The organism is Polynucleobacter sp. es-GGE-1, assembly GCF_018882005.1.
Classification (GTDB): Bacteria; Pseudomonadota; Gammaproteobacteria; order Burkholderiales; family Burkholderiaceae; genus Polynucleobacter.
In genome coordinates, this window is record NZ_JACVPE010000005.1 from 1 (window position 1) to 15,095 (window position 15,095).

The 15,095-nt window shown below is 45.7% G+C and carries 14 protein-coding genes; 4 read left to right on the forward strand and 10 right to left on the reverse strand.

All coding sequences use genetic code 11. The features are described from left to right. Positions 1-32: 32 nt before the first annotated feature. Positions 33-290, reverse strand: coding sequence for a type I restriction-modification system subunit M N-terminal domain-containing protein (locus ICN35_RS04250; RefSeq protein WP_216124543.1), 258 nt, complete (start codon positions 288-290; stop codon positions 33-35). Between the two features lie 109 nt (positions 291-399). Here ICN35_RS04250 and ICN35_RS04255 point away from each other — a divergent pair, with 109 nt between their 5' ends. Further along, positions 400-702, forward strand: a complete 303-nt coding sequence (locus tag ICN35_RS04255) for a hypothetical protein (RefSeq protein WP_216124545.1) — start codon at positions 400-402, stop codon at positions 700-702. A gap of 35 nt (positions 703-737) precedes the next feature. Here the strand turns inward: ICN35_RS04255 and ICN35_RS04260 are convergent, their stop codons facing one another. The 5 genes from ICN35_RS04260 to rpsU all read right to left on the reverse strand — a co-directional run bounded on the left by ICN35_RS04260 (position 738) and on the right by rpsU (position 7,857). Continuing rightward, positions 738-1,742, reverse strand: coding sequence for a HEPN domain-containing protein (locus tag ICN35_RS04260; protein WP_216124547.1), 1,005 nt, complete (start codon positions 1,740-1,742; stop codon positions 738-740). Positions 1,743-2,370: 628 nt separating this feature from the next. Beyond that, entirely contained in the window at positions 2,371-4,851 is a 2,481-nt protein-coding gene (gene rpoD / locus ICN35_RS04265) for an RNA polymerase sigma factor RpoD (RefSeq protein ID WP_216124560.1), read from the reverse strand. Positions 4,852-5,082: 231 nt separating this feature from the next. After that, positions 5,083-7,050: a DNA primase gene (gene dnaG, locus ICN35_RS04270; RefSeq protein WP_216124563.1), complete on the reverse strand. Its 1,968-nt coding sequence runs from the start codon at positions 7,048-7,050 to the stop codon at positions 5,083-5,085. 27 nt (positions 7,051-7,077) lie between these two features. After that, complete coding sequence (locus ICN35_RS04275) at positions 7,078-7,524, reverse strand: GatB/YqeY domain-containing protein (protein ID WP_215318755.1); 447 nt, start codon at positions 7,522-7,524, stop codon at positions 7,078-7,080. Between the two features lie 120 nt (positions 7,525-7,644). Then, positions 7,645-7,857: a 30S ribosomal protein S21 gene (gene rpsU / locus ICN35_RS04280; protein WP_011903537.1), complete on the reverse strand. Its 213-nt coding sequence runs from the start codon at positions 7,855-7,857 to the stop codon at positions 7,645-7,647. A 77-nt stretch (positions 7,858-7,934) separates the two neighbouring features. Here rpsU and tsaD point away from each other — a divergent pair, with 77 nt between their 5' ends. Continuing rightward, positions 7,935-9,008 carry a tRNA (adenosine(37)-N6)-threonylcarbamoyltransferase complex transferase subunit TsaD gene (gene tsaD, locus ICN35_RS04285; protein ID WP_216124566.1) on the forward strand — a complete coding sequence of 358 codons (1,074 nt, stop codon included), beginning with the start codon at positions 7,935-7,937 and terminating at the stop codon, positions 9,006-9,008. A gap of 6 nt (positions 9,009-9,014) precedes the next feature. On the opposite strand, the gene folE2 is transcribed toward tsaD, so the two are convergent. From folE2 to xseB, 4 genes are read right to left on the reverse strand one after another with little or no spacing between them, the layout of a single operon-like run. Beyond that, positions 9,015-9,851, reverse strand: coding sequence for a GTP cyclohydrolase FolE2 (gene folE2, locus ICN35_RS04290; RefSeq protein WP_215318759.1), 837 nt, complete (start codon positions 9,849-9,851; stop codon positions 9,015-9,017). Between the two features lie 25 nt (positions 9,852-9,876). Further along, positions 9,877-11,778 (reverse strand): 1-deoxy-D-xylulose-5-phosphate synthase, encoded by a 1,902-nt coding sequence (gene dxs, locus ICN35_RS04295; protein ID WP_216124570.1) that lies wholly within the window; start codon positions 11,776-11,778, stop codon positions 9,877-9,879. 15 nt (positions 11,779-11,793) lie between these two features. Next, the gene (locus ICN35_RS04300; protein ID WP_216124572.1) at positions 11,794-12,696 is read right to left on the reverse strand and encodes a polyprenyl synthetase family protein; all 903 of its coding nucleotides are present in this window, start codon (positions 12,694-12,696) and stop codon (positions 11,794-11,796) included. Further along, positions 12,697-12,930, reverse strand: a complete 234-nt coding sequence (gene xseB / locus ICN35_RS04305) for an exodeoxyribonuclease VII small subunit (RefSeq protein ID WP_216124582.1) — start codon at positions 12,928-12,930, stop codon at positions 12,697-12,699. A gap of 161 nt (positions 12,931-13,091) precedes the next feature. On the opposite strand from xseB, the gene ICN35_RS04310 reads away from it, so the two are divergent. Further along, positions 13,092-14,198, forward strand: a complete 1,107-nt coding sequence (locus tag ICN35_RS04310) for an SRPBCC family protein (RefSeq protein WP_216124584.1) — start codon at positions 13,092-13,094, stop codon at positions 14,196-14,198. Positions 14,199-14,250: 52 nt separating this feature from the next. Next, complete coding sequence (locus ICN35_RS04315; RefSeq protein ID WP_216124587.1) at positions 14,251-15,081, forward strand: sulfurtransferase; 831 nt, start codon at positions 14,251-14,253, stop codon at positions 15,079-15,081. Positions 15,082-15,095: the final 14 nt, after the last annotated feature.

Genomic DNA, 15,095 nt, shown 5'->3' on the forward strand with positions numbered 1-15,095 from the left:
AATTTAGTCAGACCACACTCAAGTTTGGATTATCAAACCCCAACAGAGTTTGTCGCTGGATGGCAAAAAGAATTAATAACGGGAGCCAGAGTTTCTAGATGAGATTGGTCCGATAAAACCAGACAGGTCATACCTGCTAAATCTGCGGCAAGCGCCTTATCTTGCTCTAGCGCATCTAAATACTTTAGGAAAAGAATCCAAGAGGTCTGTTCGGTGTAATCGAGCTCAGTTGATGAGCCACCATCGTTCTTGAGAATGGTATCGATATTCTTAAATGCTTTTTCAAACATAGTTTTTCTTAGTTTTGTAGGTAAAACAATTCTAATCGGTATGGATACCTAAACTTGTCTTATCGGGATAAGATTAAGGTTATAAAAACTATAGACAGGCCAAAATCCCATGAAATACCTAGTTGCCTTATTTTTAAGCGCCCAATTTTGGTCTGTTTGGGCTCAAGCCATTTATGACGCAAACGGTCAATATAAGGGCTACAGCCAAACTAGCCCAAGCGGCGTAACCAACATATATAACGCTCAAGGTCAAAACGTCCAATCATTTCAAACTGATAACGGACAAACTAACTTTTACAGCCCTCAAGGCCAATATCAAGGCTCCAGCACCACCCCAATCCAAACTACTCCGAATACAACAATCAATACACCTTGCCAAGCGCCTCAGGTTCCAACTGTTAAAGGATGGTAATAGGCAAGCGTTACTTTAAGTAACGCTTACAACCATCAATTCTTCGAAATAAAATTGGTAATTACGGAAAGCTTCATCCCGTAAATAATTTCATCCGTAGGATGTGGGTCTACGCCATCGTACTCAAAACTTCCATTTGTAGACATCAACAATGATTGATTGGTGAAATTCCCCCCTCTGTGTCCAAATGCAAGAGGCTTAGATGGCAATCCTTCAATTAGGTTGTATATTAAATTCCAAACTACTGAAGCTGTCTCATCAATTACTGAGTCAATTGTTAGCTTTAATTTTCTTTCAATTAAGTCAATAGAGCCTCCATGCATTAAAGCGTCCCTAACTTTGAATAATCTTTTTGAAATCACAATTGCATTCTCATGACCATACAGGCCTCCAATAAGTTTAGTTATTTGCGCTTTAGCCATCGGCACTTTTTCAATAGACTCATTACAACATTTGCACACTAAAGCACTGTTGCAATGAGCGCATTTGATCGCTTCTTTCACACTATCTTTTGAATTTTCACCGAGAATTTCAAGTGCCATCCAAAATTTAATAAACTGATCATCTGGACTATTTTCGATAACCCCATACCTAAAATATTTAAGTGCAGTCCTTATATAACTATGTATATCTAACTTTTCAATTTCAGAAGCTGTTATCAATAAGTCCTTATGTAGCTCGGGATCAGGGGGATCTCTCGTATCACTCTTAAGTAATATTTTGAAGTTTCTCTTCCTTTGATGAGGCACCCAATCAATAATTCTCATTGGGCAAAGTATTTCAAATCTAGAATGAGATGAGAAAGTCATTATGTCCAATGCACATGCCAACTCATTTTTAAATACACTTTGCACATTATCGATGTTTTCAGCCTCACCAATCACCGATGCCAATAACCGGGTATATTGGCCTGCATCATTTTTATCTGAATTTTTAAAGCTTATCTGGAAATTATTTTTAGTAGAAATTGGTGGTACCAATTCCTCGCCATATATAACTAAGTCTGGTTTTATTAAATAGTCGGCTCTAAAAATTGGCATTTCATTTCCTTGAGAACTTATAGGTTAAGAGAGCCTTAAGCCTAAATCAAGCCAAAAGACAAAACCCCCACCATTTCTGATGAGGGTTTGCTTTTCTGGTGGGCCCACCAGGACTTGAACCTGGGACCAAAGGATTCCGGTTTGTGTAGCTTTCACTACTCCCTGGACTATGCCTTCACCGTATTCATTTCTGAACTTAGGTGGGTGCCGTCTAGTCTCTACACGTTCAAAGTAATTTCTTACTAAGCTTCGCTCGGCGTTAGCTTGGATATTTCTACCTTTAGCTTTCTCCGAATTTGACACCATCCCTTATGCAGTTTCCACGCATAAGGCACAACTTTCGCTATGAGTCCTCTGCTCTAACCAACTGAGCTATGGGCCCTAAAACTTTATATTTACTACACACCTTTTTACAGATGTTGACCACTTCAAAACCACACTAAAACCGCATTTACTACACACCATGAAAAAAGCTCTGGTGTGTAAGCGGTGTGTAGTGAATTTATACCGCTTAATTCACCACTAACCTCTTGAATCTATTGAGATCTTTGCGACAAGACCCCTAGGGCTTCTTTCTTATGAGTCCTCTGCTCTAACCAACTGAGCTATAGGCCCGTTAATCCTTCGATCAATCTTCCTCTAGGAAAGTCTTGAGTTTGTCGCTGCGGCTTGGATGACGCATTTTTCTCAGAGCCTTGGCTTCAATCTGACGAATACGCTCACGGGTTACATCAAACTGCTTGCCTACTTCTTCGAGCGTGTGATCTGTACTCATCTCAACACCAAAGCGCATACGCAATACTTTTGCTTCGCGTGGTGTCAGTGAATCAAGAACATCTTTCACTACATCGCGCATCGAGTCATGCAATGCTGCTTCAGCTGGAGCCAAGGTGTTGCCATCTTCAATGAAGTCACCTAAATGAGAATCTTCGTCGTCACCGATCGGTGTTTCCATAGAGATTGGCTCTTTTGCAATCTTCATGATCTTACGAATCTTATCTTCTGGGATTTCCATCTTCAGTGCCAAGGTTGCGGCATCTGGCTCATGACCAGTTTCTTGCAAGATTTGACGGCTGATACGGTTCATCTTATTGATGGTCTCAATCATATGAACTGGAATACGGATCGTACGCGCTTGATCAGCAATAGAGCGAGTAATCGCCTGACGAATCCACCAGGTTGCATAAGTGGAGAACTTATAACCACGACGGTATTCAAACTTATCTACTGCTTTCATCAAACCAATGTTGCCTTCTTGAATCAAATCAAGAAACTGCAAACCACGGTTGGTGTATTTCTTAGCAATCGAGATCACCAAGCGTAAGTTGGCTACGGTCATCTCACGTTTTGCTTCACGCGCACGCTTCTCGCCCGCAATCATTTGCTTGTTCACTTCTTTTAATTCAGGAAGTGGGATAACCACATTCTTCTGAATATCAATCAACTTCTGTTGAAGTTCCTGAATCGCTGGTACGTTCCGTTGTAAGAGAGCGCTATAGGGCTTGTTCTCTTTGAGTAACTTGTCAGTCCAAGTGAGATTCATCGACATCTTAGGGAAATCTTTTAATACTTCACCACGATTAACGCCAACTTTATCTACCAACAAGTTAACGATGCCACGCTCTAGTTTCCACACTTGATCTACTTGTGAGCGCATCGTGTCACATAACTTCTCAACACTCTTCGCAGTTAAACGGAAACCCAGTAACTCTGCACGAATTGCATCTTGTGCCTTGATATAGGCCGGGCAGTTATAACCATCTTTATCAAAAGCACGACGCATCTTGTCAGCTTGCGTGCGAACAATTGCAAACTTCTCTAAGGAAATTTGCTTTAACTCTTCAAGCTGTTTAGCGTTCGCAGTTGCAGCGCCACCGCCACCACCTTCGTCTTCACCTTCCTCTTCACCTTCTTCAGCATCAGGATCAATCTCTGGCTCTTCTGGTCCAAGCTTGATGTCTTCCGCATTAGGATCTACCAAGCCATCAACGAACTGATCGATTTCCATTTCGCCGGAAGCAATCTTATCCACGTTGCTCAGAATCTCTGCAATCGTGACAGGGCAAGCAGCTAAAGCCATCACCATGTCTTTGAGGCCGGCCTCAATCTTCTTGGCAATGACGATCTCGCCTTCGCGAGTCAACAAATCTACTGTACCCATCTCACGCATATACATACGGACTGGATCAGTGGTACGACCGAACTCTGAATCTACTGTAGAGAGCGCTGCTTCAGCTTCTTCTTCAGCTTCTTCTTCAGACGCTGCAGCAGCAGTGTTATCAGACAGAATTAAGGTTTCAGCATCAGGCGCTTGTTCGTAAACAGTAATACCAATGTCGTTCAACAAACTGATCAAGGTTTCTAATGCATCAGCATCAGACAACTCGTCAGACATCACGTCATTCATCTCGCCATGGGTTAAATAACCCTTGGACATACCCATCTTGATCAAAGTCTTCAAGCGCGCACGACGTAATTCTTGTTGCTCTTCAGTACCTAACTGTTGTGCTGCGAATTCTTTTAAGAGGGCTTTTTCTTTCGCTTTACGCTCACGGGCTTTTTGACGATCCGTTAATACTGGCTCAGCGCCATCTGCAGGAGTCTCAGCTTTGGCTTTACGGCCGCGCTTTTTTTCTTCCTCAACGACTGGAGCAGCAAGCTCGGCGCCTTTTGCTTTTTTACCTTTTAACTCTTCTACTTTTGGTGCTGGTGCAGCCTTGCCTTTTTTAGCCGGCTCTACCTTTGCAACCTTAACTGGTACTTTAGCAGCAACCATGACCGATTTGGCTGGAACTTTTACCGGTGCTTTCTTGGCGGCTGGCTTGGCAGCAGCTTTCACTGGTGCTTTAGCTGCTTTCACAGGAGTCTTCACTTTTACAGCTGGCTTAGCAGGTGCTTTCTTGGCAGCTGGCTTGGCAGCAGCCTTTACTGGTTTAGCAGTGGCCTTCTTAGCCGCTGGCTTAGCAGCAGCCTTTACTGGTTTAGCAGGAACCTTCCTAGCAACCGGTTTTGTGGTCGCCTTTTTGGCTGTTGGTTTTGCAAGCGCTTTTACTGGCTTAGCTGGAGCTTTTGCTGTTTTAACTGGTTTTTTGGTCTTGGTATTAGGCATTTATTAGCACTTACTCACATTACTGTTATTGATCTCGACTGATAAAACACAGCCCCTTAACTCACTTACTCACTTACCCCAAATTTCTTCAAAATAAAGCGCAAGTGGCTGAATTAATTCGTTTTTTTCTTGGGAACAGAGGATTATAGTCGATTGCGACTTTTTTAGCCCCTGATTACCTAAAAATATGGGGTGTTTTTCAGGTATTTCTAGGGGTGTTTCAGTAAATTCTTAGGAGAATTTCAGCTTTTCACCCAATTCACGATATCGGGCTTTATCTTGGTCGCTGGCGGTCTCACCAGCGATTTTTTGGGCAATGTCGGTCATTTCTTGTTTGAGGTGAATCAACTCTAGTTTCTTAAAGGCCCCGTCTAAATCGGCAGCTGCCCCCTCAAGCTCCAAGTCAGAATCCATGACACGCTTTCTGAGTACTTCATACATTGAGGCAAGCTCACTACGAGAGAGTTGATCTTGAAACATTGCAAATGCCCCGGCGCCTACTGTGTCAGGTTTTCCGTTTTCCCCTGGAATCAATTCCACTTGATCACATTGAGATAAAAGATCTTTCATTAATGCGAGTGCATTGGCTGATCGTTGCTCAGCAGCTTTGAGTGCGAGTGCACGCTGATTGCTATCGAGCGCTTTACCTAAATGCGGAAACTGAATTAACACACGTAACATCTGCTCGGCTAAATCGGTTGGCGCTTTTGGTGGCTCAATATTCTGTGTCGCCACTCGCTTTGCAGAGCCTTTAGAGGCTTGCCATGGAGCGCCTTGTCGATTGCCGGTATTAGAGTAATTGCTTTGATTGTTTTGATAATGGGTTTGCTTTGCCTGAGCAGGCTGATAGCTTGTCTGTCGAACAGGCACTACCGTTAATCCGCAAAAAGCTTCTAACTCAGCAGGAGTGGTGTTAGTTCGAATGGCGAGCTCACGCAAAATTTGAGTACGCAACGCAATCGGTGGCATGGATAGTAGCAAAGGCTTGGCCGCATGATGCGTATGGGCTCTACCTTCCGGAGTTGTTAGATCGTGATCTTCGCTCGCAATCTTAAAGAAGAAGCTGGAGATCGACATTGCCTCTTTGATAACTTTTTCAAAAGCAGGTGCGCCATAAGCACGCACATAACTATCAGGGTCGTGCTCAGTTGGTAAGAATAGGAAACGAATTTCTTTATCGTCAGACATGAGAGGTAGACAGGCTTCAAGAGCGCGCTGGGCTGCACGTTGACCAGCAGAGTCGCCATCAAATGAAAAAACAACTTTGTCAGTTTGACGCAATAACATGCGTACATGGTTTGCAGTACACGCCGTACCCAGCGTGGCCACTGCATTAGGGAAACCCAATTGCGCCAGTGCTACAACATCCATATAACCTTCACACACCAAGACATATTCTTGCGCACGAATCGCTTGTCTTGCCTCAAATAAACCGTAAAGCGTATTGCCTTTAGAAAAGAGTGGTGTCTCTGGAGAATTTAAATATTTAGGCTCACCTTGATCTAAGATACGACCACCAAAGCCAATCGTTTGACCTTTGGGATTCCGAATCGGAAACATCACACGATCCCGAAAGCGATCGTAGCGCTTGACTGCTGGCTTAGTCACAGGGGAGCCTTCAGCCTGCTCCCCCTGAATCAGTAAGCCGCCTTCCACTAAAGTCTTGACTACTTCATCGTTGGCGTAGGAGCCAAAGACAGCTTCAAGACCTTGCCAACCATCAGGGGCATAGCCAAGTGAATATCGTTTAGCAATCTCACCAGTCAGGCCGCGCCCTTTTAAATACTCTACTGCGCGAGTACTACCCTTAAGTTGTTGGCAATACCAATCAGCTGCAGAACTCATCACCTCGCTAAGTGCCATCGCCTGCTGTTGTCTTGCAACATCATTCGCTGTGCGCTCTTCACGCGGTACATCTAAACCTGCAGAACGCGCGAGCTCTTCAATAGCATCGACATATCCAAGACCAGAATATTCCATCAGAAAACTGATGGCAGATCCATGGGCACCACAACCAAAGCAGTGATAGAACTGTTTGGTTGGTGATACAGAAAATGAGGGGGACTTCTCTGAATGAAAGGGGCACAAGCCTTGGTAGTTTGCGCCTGCTTTTTTTAACTTTACGTGCTGCCCAACCACATCAACGATGTCGACCCGATTTAAAAGATCGGCAATGAAGGATTGTGGAATGAGCGCCATAAGGCTAAGAGTATGGAGCGAGTTCTCTTATTTTGCGAGTGCGGCTTTTACTAAGCCAGATACCTTACCCATATCCGCTTTACCAGCCAATTGACCTTTGAGTACGCCAATGACTTTACCCATATCCTGTGGACCAGCAGCGCCTGTAGAGGCAACCGCGGCTGCTACTGCAGCAGCAACTTCAGCATCGGACATTTGGGCAGGCAAGTAAGCCTGCAGAATGACCATCTCAGCAGATTCCACCGCGACCAAATCATCACGCTGTGCTTTTTCAAATTGAGAGATCGAGTCTTTGCGCTGCTTGATCATTTTTTCAATTGTTGCAATGATGGCTGCGTCATCGAGCACAATGCGATCATCTACTTCGCGTTGTTTGATAGCGGCTAACAAAAGTCGAATGGTACCAAGACGTGCAGTCTCTTTAGCGCGCATCGCGTTTTTCATATCTTCGGTAATTTGATCTTTCAAACTCATTTGATTCTTTCTGATGTTGAATGTATCCAGTTTTATTTGGCTATTTAAAAAGCAAAAACCCGCTGCGTTTCACCGTCAGCGGGTTTCAAAGCTTCTCGGTGAAGAGAGCTTTAAATTCTATTAGTAAAGCTTCTTCGGCAACATTTGGCTGCGAATACGCTTGTAATGGCGTTTAGCAGCGGCAGCCTTTTTACGCTTACGCTCAGCCGTTGGCTTCTCGTAAAACTCGCGGGCACGCAAGTCTGTCAAAAGACCATTTTTTTCAATGGTGCGCTTGAAACGGCGCAATGCCACTTCAAATGGTTCGTTTTCGCGGAGGCGGACTGTAGTCATACTTATTTAACTCGTATATGCTCGATAAATATCGAAAAATTAACTGAATTGCGATTCTAGCACGACCAAACCAAAAAATGATTGTTTTAGGAATAGAAACTTCTTGTGACGAAACCGGGGTGGCTTTATACAACACCACCCCCTGGGAAGAGGGCAAACCTGCATTCCAAGGCATTCTGGGGCAGGGTTTGCATTCTCAGATCGCCATGCACCGAGATTACGGGGGCGTTGTCCCAGAGTTAGCCTCTCGAGACCATATTCGCCGGGTTTTACCCCTTTTAGACCAATCTTTGACCCAATCTGGCCTGAAATTAGCCGACATTGATGCGGTTGCTTTCACTCAAGGTCCGGGCCTAGCGGGCGCCCTACTGGTTGGCAGTGCTTTCGCCAAATCCCTCGCCCAAGGCCTCCATTTGCCCTCGATCGGGATTCATCACCTCGAAGGACACCTACTTTCGCCACTTTTGGGCCATACTGCACCCCAATTTCCCTTTATCGCCCTCCTGGTTTCTGGTGGACATACCCAACTCATGAAAGTCTCTGGCATTGGCCAATACGAACTTTTGGGTGAAACCTTAGACGATGCCGCGGGTGAAGCTTTTGATAAAACTGCCAAATTATTAGGTCTTGATTACCCCGGTGGTGCAGCTATTTCTAAACTCGCAGAACAGGGTCGCGTCGGAATATTTGATTTACCAAAACCGATGCTGTACTCTGGTGACTTGGATTTCTCATTCTCGGGATTGAAAACTGCAGTTCTGAATCAAGTCAAAAAGTTTGAAGAGAAAAAAGTATCTGATCCTACTAAGGTTGCACAATTTCATGCGGATCTTGCGAGAAGTTTTGTTGATGCCATCGTCGCAGTCTTAGTCAGTAAATCTGAAAAAGCACTAAAACAAACTGGCTGTCAGCATTTAGTACTTGCTGGCGGTGTTGGTGCCAACTTGCAATTGCGTGGCGCTTTAAATGAGAAGGCTACACGTCAAGGTTTTGAGGTGCACTACCCACCACTAGAGTTGTGTACCGATAACGGCGTGATGATTGCTTTTGCTGGTGCACTACGCATGCTTGCCAAAAATAATGGCTCCACAACTTCTGGAGCCTTTGATATCAAACCCCGTTGGGATTTGCAAAGCAATAATTTGGTTTAGCTTGCTTTATTTCTTATGACTGATACGAGCAAATGCACTGTGATTGTGGATAGACTCAAAGTTCTCAGCCTCAACTACAAAAGACTGGATACGCTGATCTGCCTTAAGATTGCCAGCTACATCACGCACTAAGTCTTCAACGAATTTAGGATTACTGTAGGAATGCTCAGTCACCCACTTCTCGTCTGGGCGCTTAAGTAAACCCCAGAGTTCGCTAGATGCCTCGCTCTCGGCAGCGGCAACTAAATCTTCTACAGTCATCTGTGTTTTGGAATCCAATGTCACCGTCATCGTGACATGTGAGCGCTGATTGTGCGCACCAAACTCCGAGATCTCTTTTGAGCAAGGGCATAAACTCATCACAGGTACTTGTGCGCGTAGAACCAATTCAATATCGGTACCACCAGCCGTATGTTGCGTATTTTGTTTAGCAGTGGCCATCCAAGTGACTTCGTAATCCATCAAGCTTTCGACACCAGAAACGGGCGCCGCTTTTTTAACGAAGTGGGTGTAAGTAAATTGCACATGGCCTTCTTTAGCATCTAACAAAGGCAACATCTCTTTTACGAGTGCGACAACCGTAGTGCTATCGACTGCCGCATCTTGCTTTTGCAAGAGCGCCATGAAACGAGACATGTGCGTGCCCTTGACATGCGCAGGTAATGCCACATCCATCTCAAAAGTACCAACCGATGGAAAGTTGCCAGTCTTGCTGCGAATCATCAGTGGATGACGTACACCCCGAATACCGACTTGCTCAATGGGCAACGCGCGCACATCCAAAGTGGATTGCACATCAGGCATTGCACTAGCTTTCAGAAAGGCGGGGTTCATGTCATTCATGACTCTATTTTCAAGCAAAACGGGCTTATTTGCCTGAAATTGCTGAATTTGCCATTAATACCGCAGGAAAACGCTTTTTAATAGAGTTTGTAATACCCTCGACATCCAAGCCACACTTAGTCATGAGCAGCTGATAGTCGCCATGTTCGATAAATTCATCAGGAAGACCTAACTGCAATAGGGGCTTGTTAATCCCGAGTGAGGAGAGCGCCTCCAAGCAAGCGCCACCAGCGCCACCTGCAATGGCGCCATCTTCAATGGTGACTAGATAATCATGATCAGCCGCTAATGATTTGATGAGATCAATATCGAGTGGCTTTACAAAACGCATATTGGCAACAGTCGCATCGAAACCTTCAGCTGCTTCTAATGCGGCATACAACAAAGTGCCAAATGCCAAGATCGCCACACGCTGTCCAGCGGGTGCGTTCGATTTACGACGAATCTCACCCTTACCCAAAGGCAAAGTACGCAGCTCTGTTGAAGGAATAGTGCCAACACCTGAACCACGCGGGTAACGCACGGCACTAGGGTGAGCTTGATGATATGCAGTCGTCAATAAATCGCGGCACTCTGCTTCGTCTGCTGGCGTCATCACCAACATATTTGGAATACAACGCAAGAATGGAATGTCATACGCACCGGCATGTGTTGCGCCATCAGCACCCACTAAACCTGCGCGATCGAGTGCAAATAAGACTGGCAAATCTTGCAGAGCAACGTCATGAATCAATTGATCGTAGGCGCGTTGCAAGAAAGTGGAATAGATCGCCACCACTGGCTTCATGCCTTCGCAGGCCATACCTGCTGCAAAAGTCACTGCATGTTGTTCAGCAATACCAACGTCGTAATAGCGTTTAGGAAAAGTCTTTTCAAATTCAACCAGACCAGAGCCTTCCCGCATGGCTGGTGTAATGCCAATCAACAAAGGATCAGCACGGGCCATATCGCAAAGCCATTCACCAAACACTTGAGTGAATGTTTTCTTGCTAGCAGCAGCTTTCTTGACGCCCTCTTTAGGATTAAATTTGCTTGGCCCGTGATATAGCACTGGATCAGCCTCAGCCAACTCATAGCCCTGACCTTTTTTAGTCACCACGTGCAAGAACTGTGGGCCATTTCCCTCGAGCGCTAGGCGGCGTACGTTCTGCAACATGGGAATCAAAGCATCTAAGTCATGACCATCAATCGGGCCAAAGTAGTTAAAGCCAAATTCTTGGAAGATGGTTGATGGTGAGACCATGCCCTTGGCATGATCTTCCAGGCGTTTAGCAAACTCGCGCAGTGGGGGTGCGATCGATAGCACGCTATCAATTCCTTTTTTGGTTGCAGAGTAAATATTTCCACTAAGCAATCTGGCAAGGTGACGATTAAGCGCACCCACTGCTGGTGAGATCGACATATCGTTGTCATTCAAAATCACCACAAGGGGCAAATCGTCATACACACCCGCATTATTCATCGCTTCAAAAGCCATGCCGCCCGTCATCGCACTATCACCCATCACAGCAACTGCAACTTGGCGTTCACCCTTGGTTTGAAAAGCACGTGCCATACCCATTGCTGCAGAAATACTAGTCGATGAGTGGCCAGTACCAAAAGCATCAAACTCGCTTTCAGCACGCTGAGGAAATCCTGATAATCCTTTGAATTGACGCAGAGTGCTCATGCGCTCACGACGACCAGTCAAAATTTTGTGCGGATAGCTTTGATGACCTACATCCCACACGATGCGATCGCGCGGCGTATCAAATACGTAATGCAAGGCAATCGATAACTCTACTGTGCCCAAGTTGGAAGACAAATGTCCACCAGTTTTGGAAACGGATTCCAAAACAAATTGGCGTAACTCATCGGCAAGAGCAGGCAGCTCTTCGCGAGAAAGTGTTTTTAAATCGTCAGGAGAATTAACGGAATGCAAAGTCATCGAATCTAGTTTGTCTCATTTGCCTCTATTGACAACCAATAGGGCTAAATCTTTTAAGGCCTGCGCTTGATCACCAAAACCATCCAAACTACTGATGGCGGTTTCTTGCAATTCTTTCGCCTGTTTCTGTGCATAGTCTAAACCCATCAAGGTCACATAGGTTGGCTTGTCATTGGCTGCATCTTTACCAGCAGTTTTTCCAAGAGTTTGGCTATCAGCCGTAGCATCCAGCACATCATCCACAATTTGGAAAGCCAAACCCAGGGCTTTTGAGTATTTTTGGAGTTGGGCCAATTGATTTGCATTGAGATCGGCAGCAATACCACCGAGTTCTACCGCACAAGAAAGCAAAGCACCGGTTTTCATGGCGTGCATTTGTTGTAAACCTGCCAGATCTAATTTCTTGCCAACGCTCTCTAAGTCAATAGCTTGACCACCCGCCATACCGCGCGAACCAGAGGCTGCAGCTAAGACACTGATCATGCGTAAACGATTATTCATATCGCACTGGGCGGTAGCCAGAATTTCAAATGCGCGGGTTTGCAAAGCATCGCCCACTAACAATGCAGTTGCTTCATCAAAGGCTTTGTGTACTGTTGGTCTACCGCGGCGCAAGTCATCATCATCCATGCAAGGCAAGTCATCGTGCACTAATGAATATGCATGAATACATTCGATCGCTACTGCTGCAGCATCTAATGCCGCATTCTTTTCCTGGGAAAATTGATCACCCAGTTCACCTGCCGCATAAACCAATAGAGGACGAATCCGTTTGCCGCCACCTTGTGCTGCATAACGCATGGCTTCATGTAAACGCTGAGGCGTTACCTGCGCAGAATCAAGCAAACGATCTAAGGCAGATTCAGTGTGTTCAGAGTGAGCGGTAATCCACTCCTGAAATTGAAAAGGAGTACCCAATTAAGCCTCGAACACTCTCACTTGCTGTTCGACTTGCGCAAGAACCCCTTGGCAATGTTTCAGCAAAGCTGCGCCCCGTTGATAGGCCAATAAAGTCTCTTCTAGAGAAAATTTGCCAGACTCCATATCAGAAATGAGCTTTTCAAGCTCTTTTACAGCTTGCTCATAGCGCAGATCTGGGTCGATTTGGATCTCAAGACCTGGTTTTTGACTCTCTGATTTCTTGGCTGACATAAGCGGGTTCCTTCATATTTCCGATACGGATTGCCCTCCATATTAAAGCGAGATGCCCCTCAGATGGGTATAATCGACCCCTTCCTTTCCAATATCGATCCGTCGATGGTTGGATTGGTTATTCCGCTTAGCTTCGGCTGACGTTTTCGGGGGTGGGGAGAATGACTAATCTGGCTACCGCGCAGAAGCTTGCGCTGTCCAATCTACAACTGCCGGTTTCGGCATATTTCGATGCTGATTTGTATCAGCAAGAAATTGAACTGCTTTTTAAGCAGGGTCCTGGCTATGTTGGCCACGAACTCATGGTGCCTGAAGTGGGCTCCTATCAAACTTTAAGCGCAGAAAATGAAGGGCGCATCCTCGTTCGCAATAATGAGGGTGTTGAACTACTTTCCAATGTTTGCCGGCATCGTCAAGCACTGATGCTCAATGGCAAAGGTAAAACTGAAAATATTGTTTGCCCACTACATCGGTGGACGTACGACTTAGGGGGCAATTTACTGGGTGCACCGCACTTTGAAGATAAGCCTTGTTTAAATCTTGGCAAGTCCCCTTTGCAAAATTGGCAAGGCCTGTTGTTTGAAGGTCCCCGCGATGTGCGCGCTGATCTTGCCAAACTCGGTGTGGCAGACGATCTCCAATTTGATGGCTATGTGTTCGACCATGTTGAAGTACACGATTGCAATTACAACTGGAAAACTTTCATCGAGGTATATCTCGAGGATTACCACGTGGTGCCGTTTCATCCGGGCTTAGGCAAGTTTATTTCATGCGAAGACTTGCATTGGGAATTTGGTGATTGGCATAGCGTACAAACTGTGGGCATTCATAAAGATCTCCAAATCCCGGGATCGCCAACCTACCGTCATTGGCACGAAGCCGTGCTGCGCCAATTTGACGGCAAAGCACCAAGCCATGGGGCGATCTGGCTGACCTACTACCCTAATGTGATGGTGGAGTGGTACCCAGGTGTTCTGTGCGTTTCTACATTGCATCCAATGGGTGTCAACAAGACTCGAAATATCGTTGAGTTTTACTACCCAGAAGAAATTGCCTTATTCGAGCGTGAATTTGTGGAGGCCGAACGTGCCGCTTACATGGAGACCTGCATCGAGGATGATGAAATCGCAGAGCGCATGGATCAAGGAAGAGCAGCACTACTTGCTCGTGGCATTAATGAGGTTGGTCCTTATCAAAGCCCGATGGAAGATGGCATGCAACATTTTCATGAATGGTACCGTCGCGCTATGAATTTTCAAGGTGCATAATCTAAATTAGTAGCTTTACTCCTTTCCTCGCTACCTCAATATAGGAAACATCATGACTCCTCTAATTACCGCAAACCAGTTAGAAGAAATCATCAATAGTGGTGAAGATGTTTTGCTCTGCGACTGCCGCTTTGATTTAACCGATCCAGAGTCAGGCAAGAAAGCGTATGAAGAGAGCCATATTCCTGGTGCGATTTACGTCGATCTTGATCGCGATATGTCGGGCAATAAAACGGGCAGTAATGGCAGACACCCCTTGCCAAGTCCTGAGGCATGGGCACAAACTAAAACCCGTTTAGGCATGACTCCCAATACCCTCGTAGTTGGGTATGACAAACAGGGCTCGGTCTATGCCAGCCGCTTGTGGTGGATGCTCAAAGCTACCGGCCATGCGAAGGTTCAAGTCTTAGATGGCGGCCTTGATGCCTGGAATGGCCCTATGGGAACGGTGCCACGCAAACCTAACCCTGCACCCCAAGCCATTGAGCCAAGAACCTATGTTGGGCTTGCCTTAGTAGATGAAGTGGTAGCCAACTTACAAGCCAAGAAACTTACGGTCATTGATGCGCGAGCTAACGATCGCTTCCATGGTCAAAACGAAACTTTAGACCCCATTGCTGGACATATCCCTGGCGCAATCAATCATTTCTTCAAAGGCAATTTATCTGCGACTGCATTTAAACCCGCAGAGCAACTCTTTAAAGATTTTGTTGAATTACTAGGCCCTGTCAAACCTGCTGAAGTTATTCACCAATGTGGCTCAGGCGTTACTGCATGTCACAACCTTCTGGCGATGGAAGTCGCTGGTCTCAAAGGCTCTCGCTTATATGCGGGCAGCTGGAGTGAATGGTGCGCTGACCCTAGCAGACCAGTCGAAACTTAAAAACAAACTTTTGA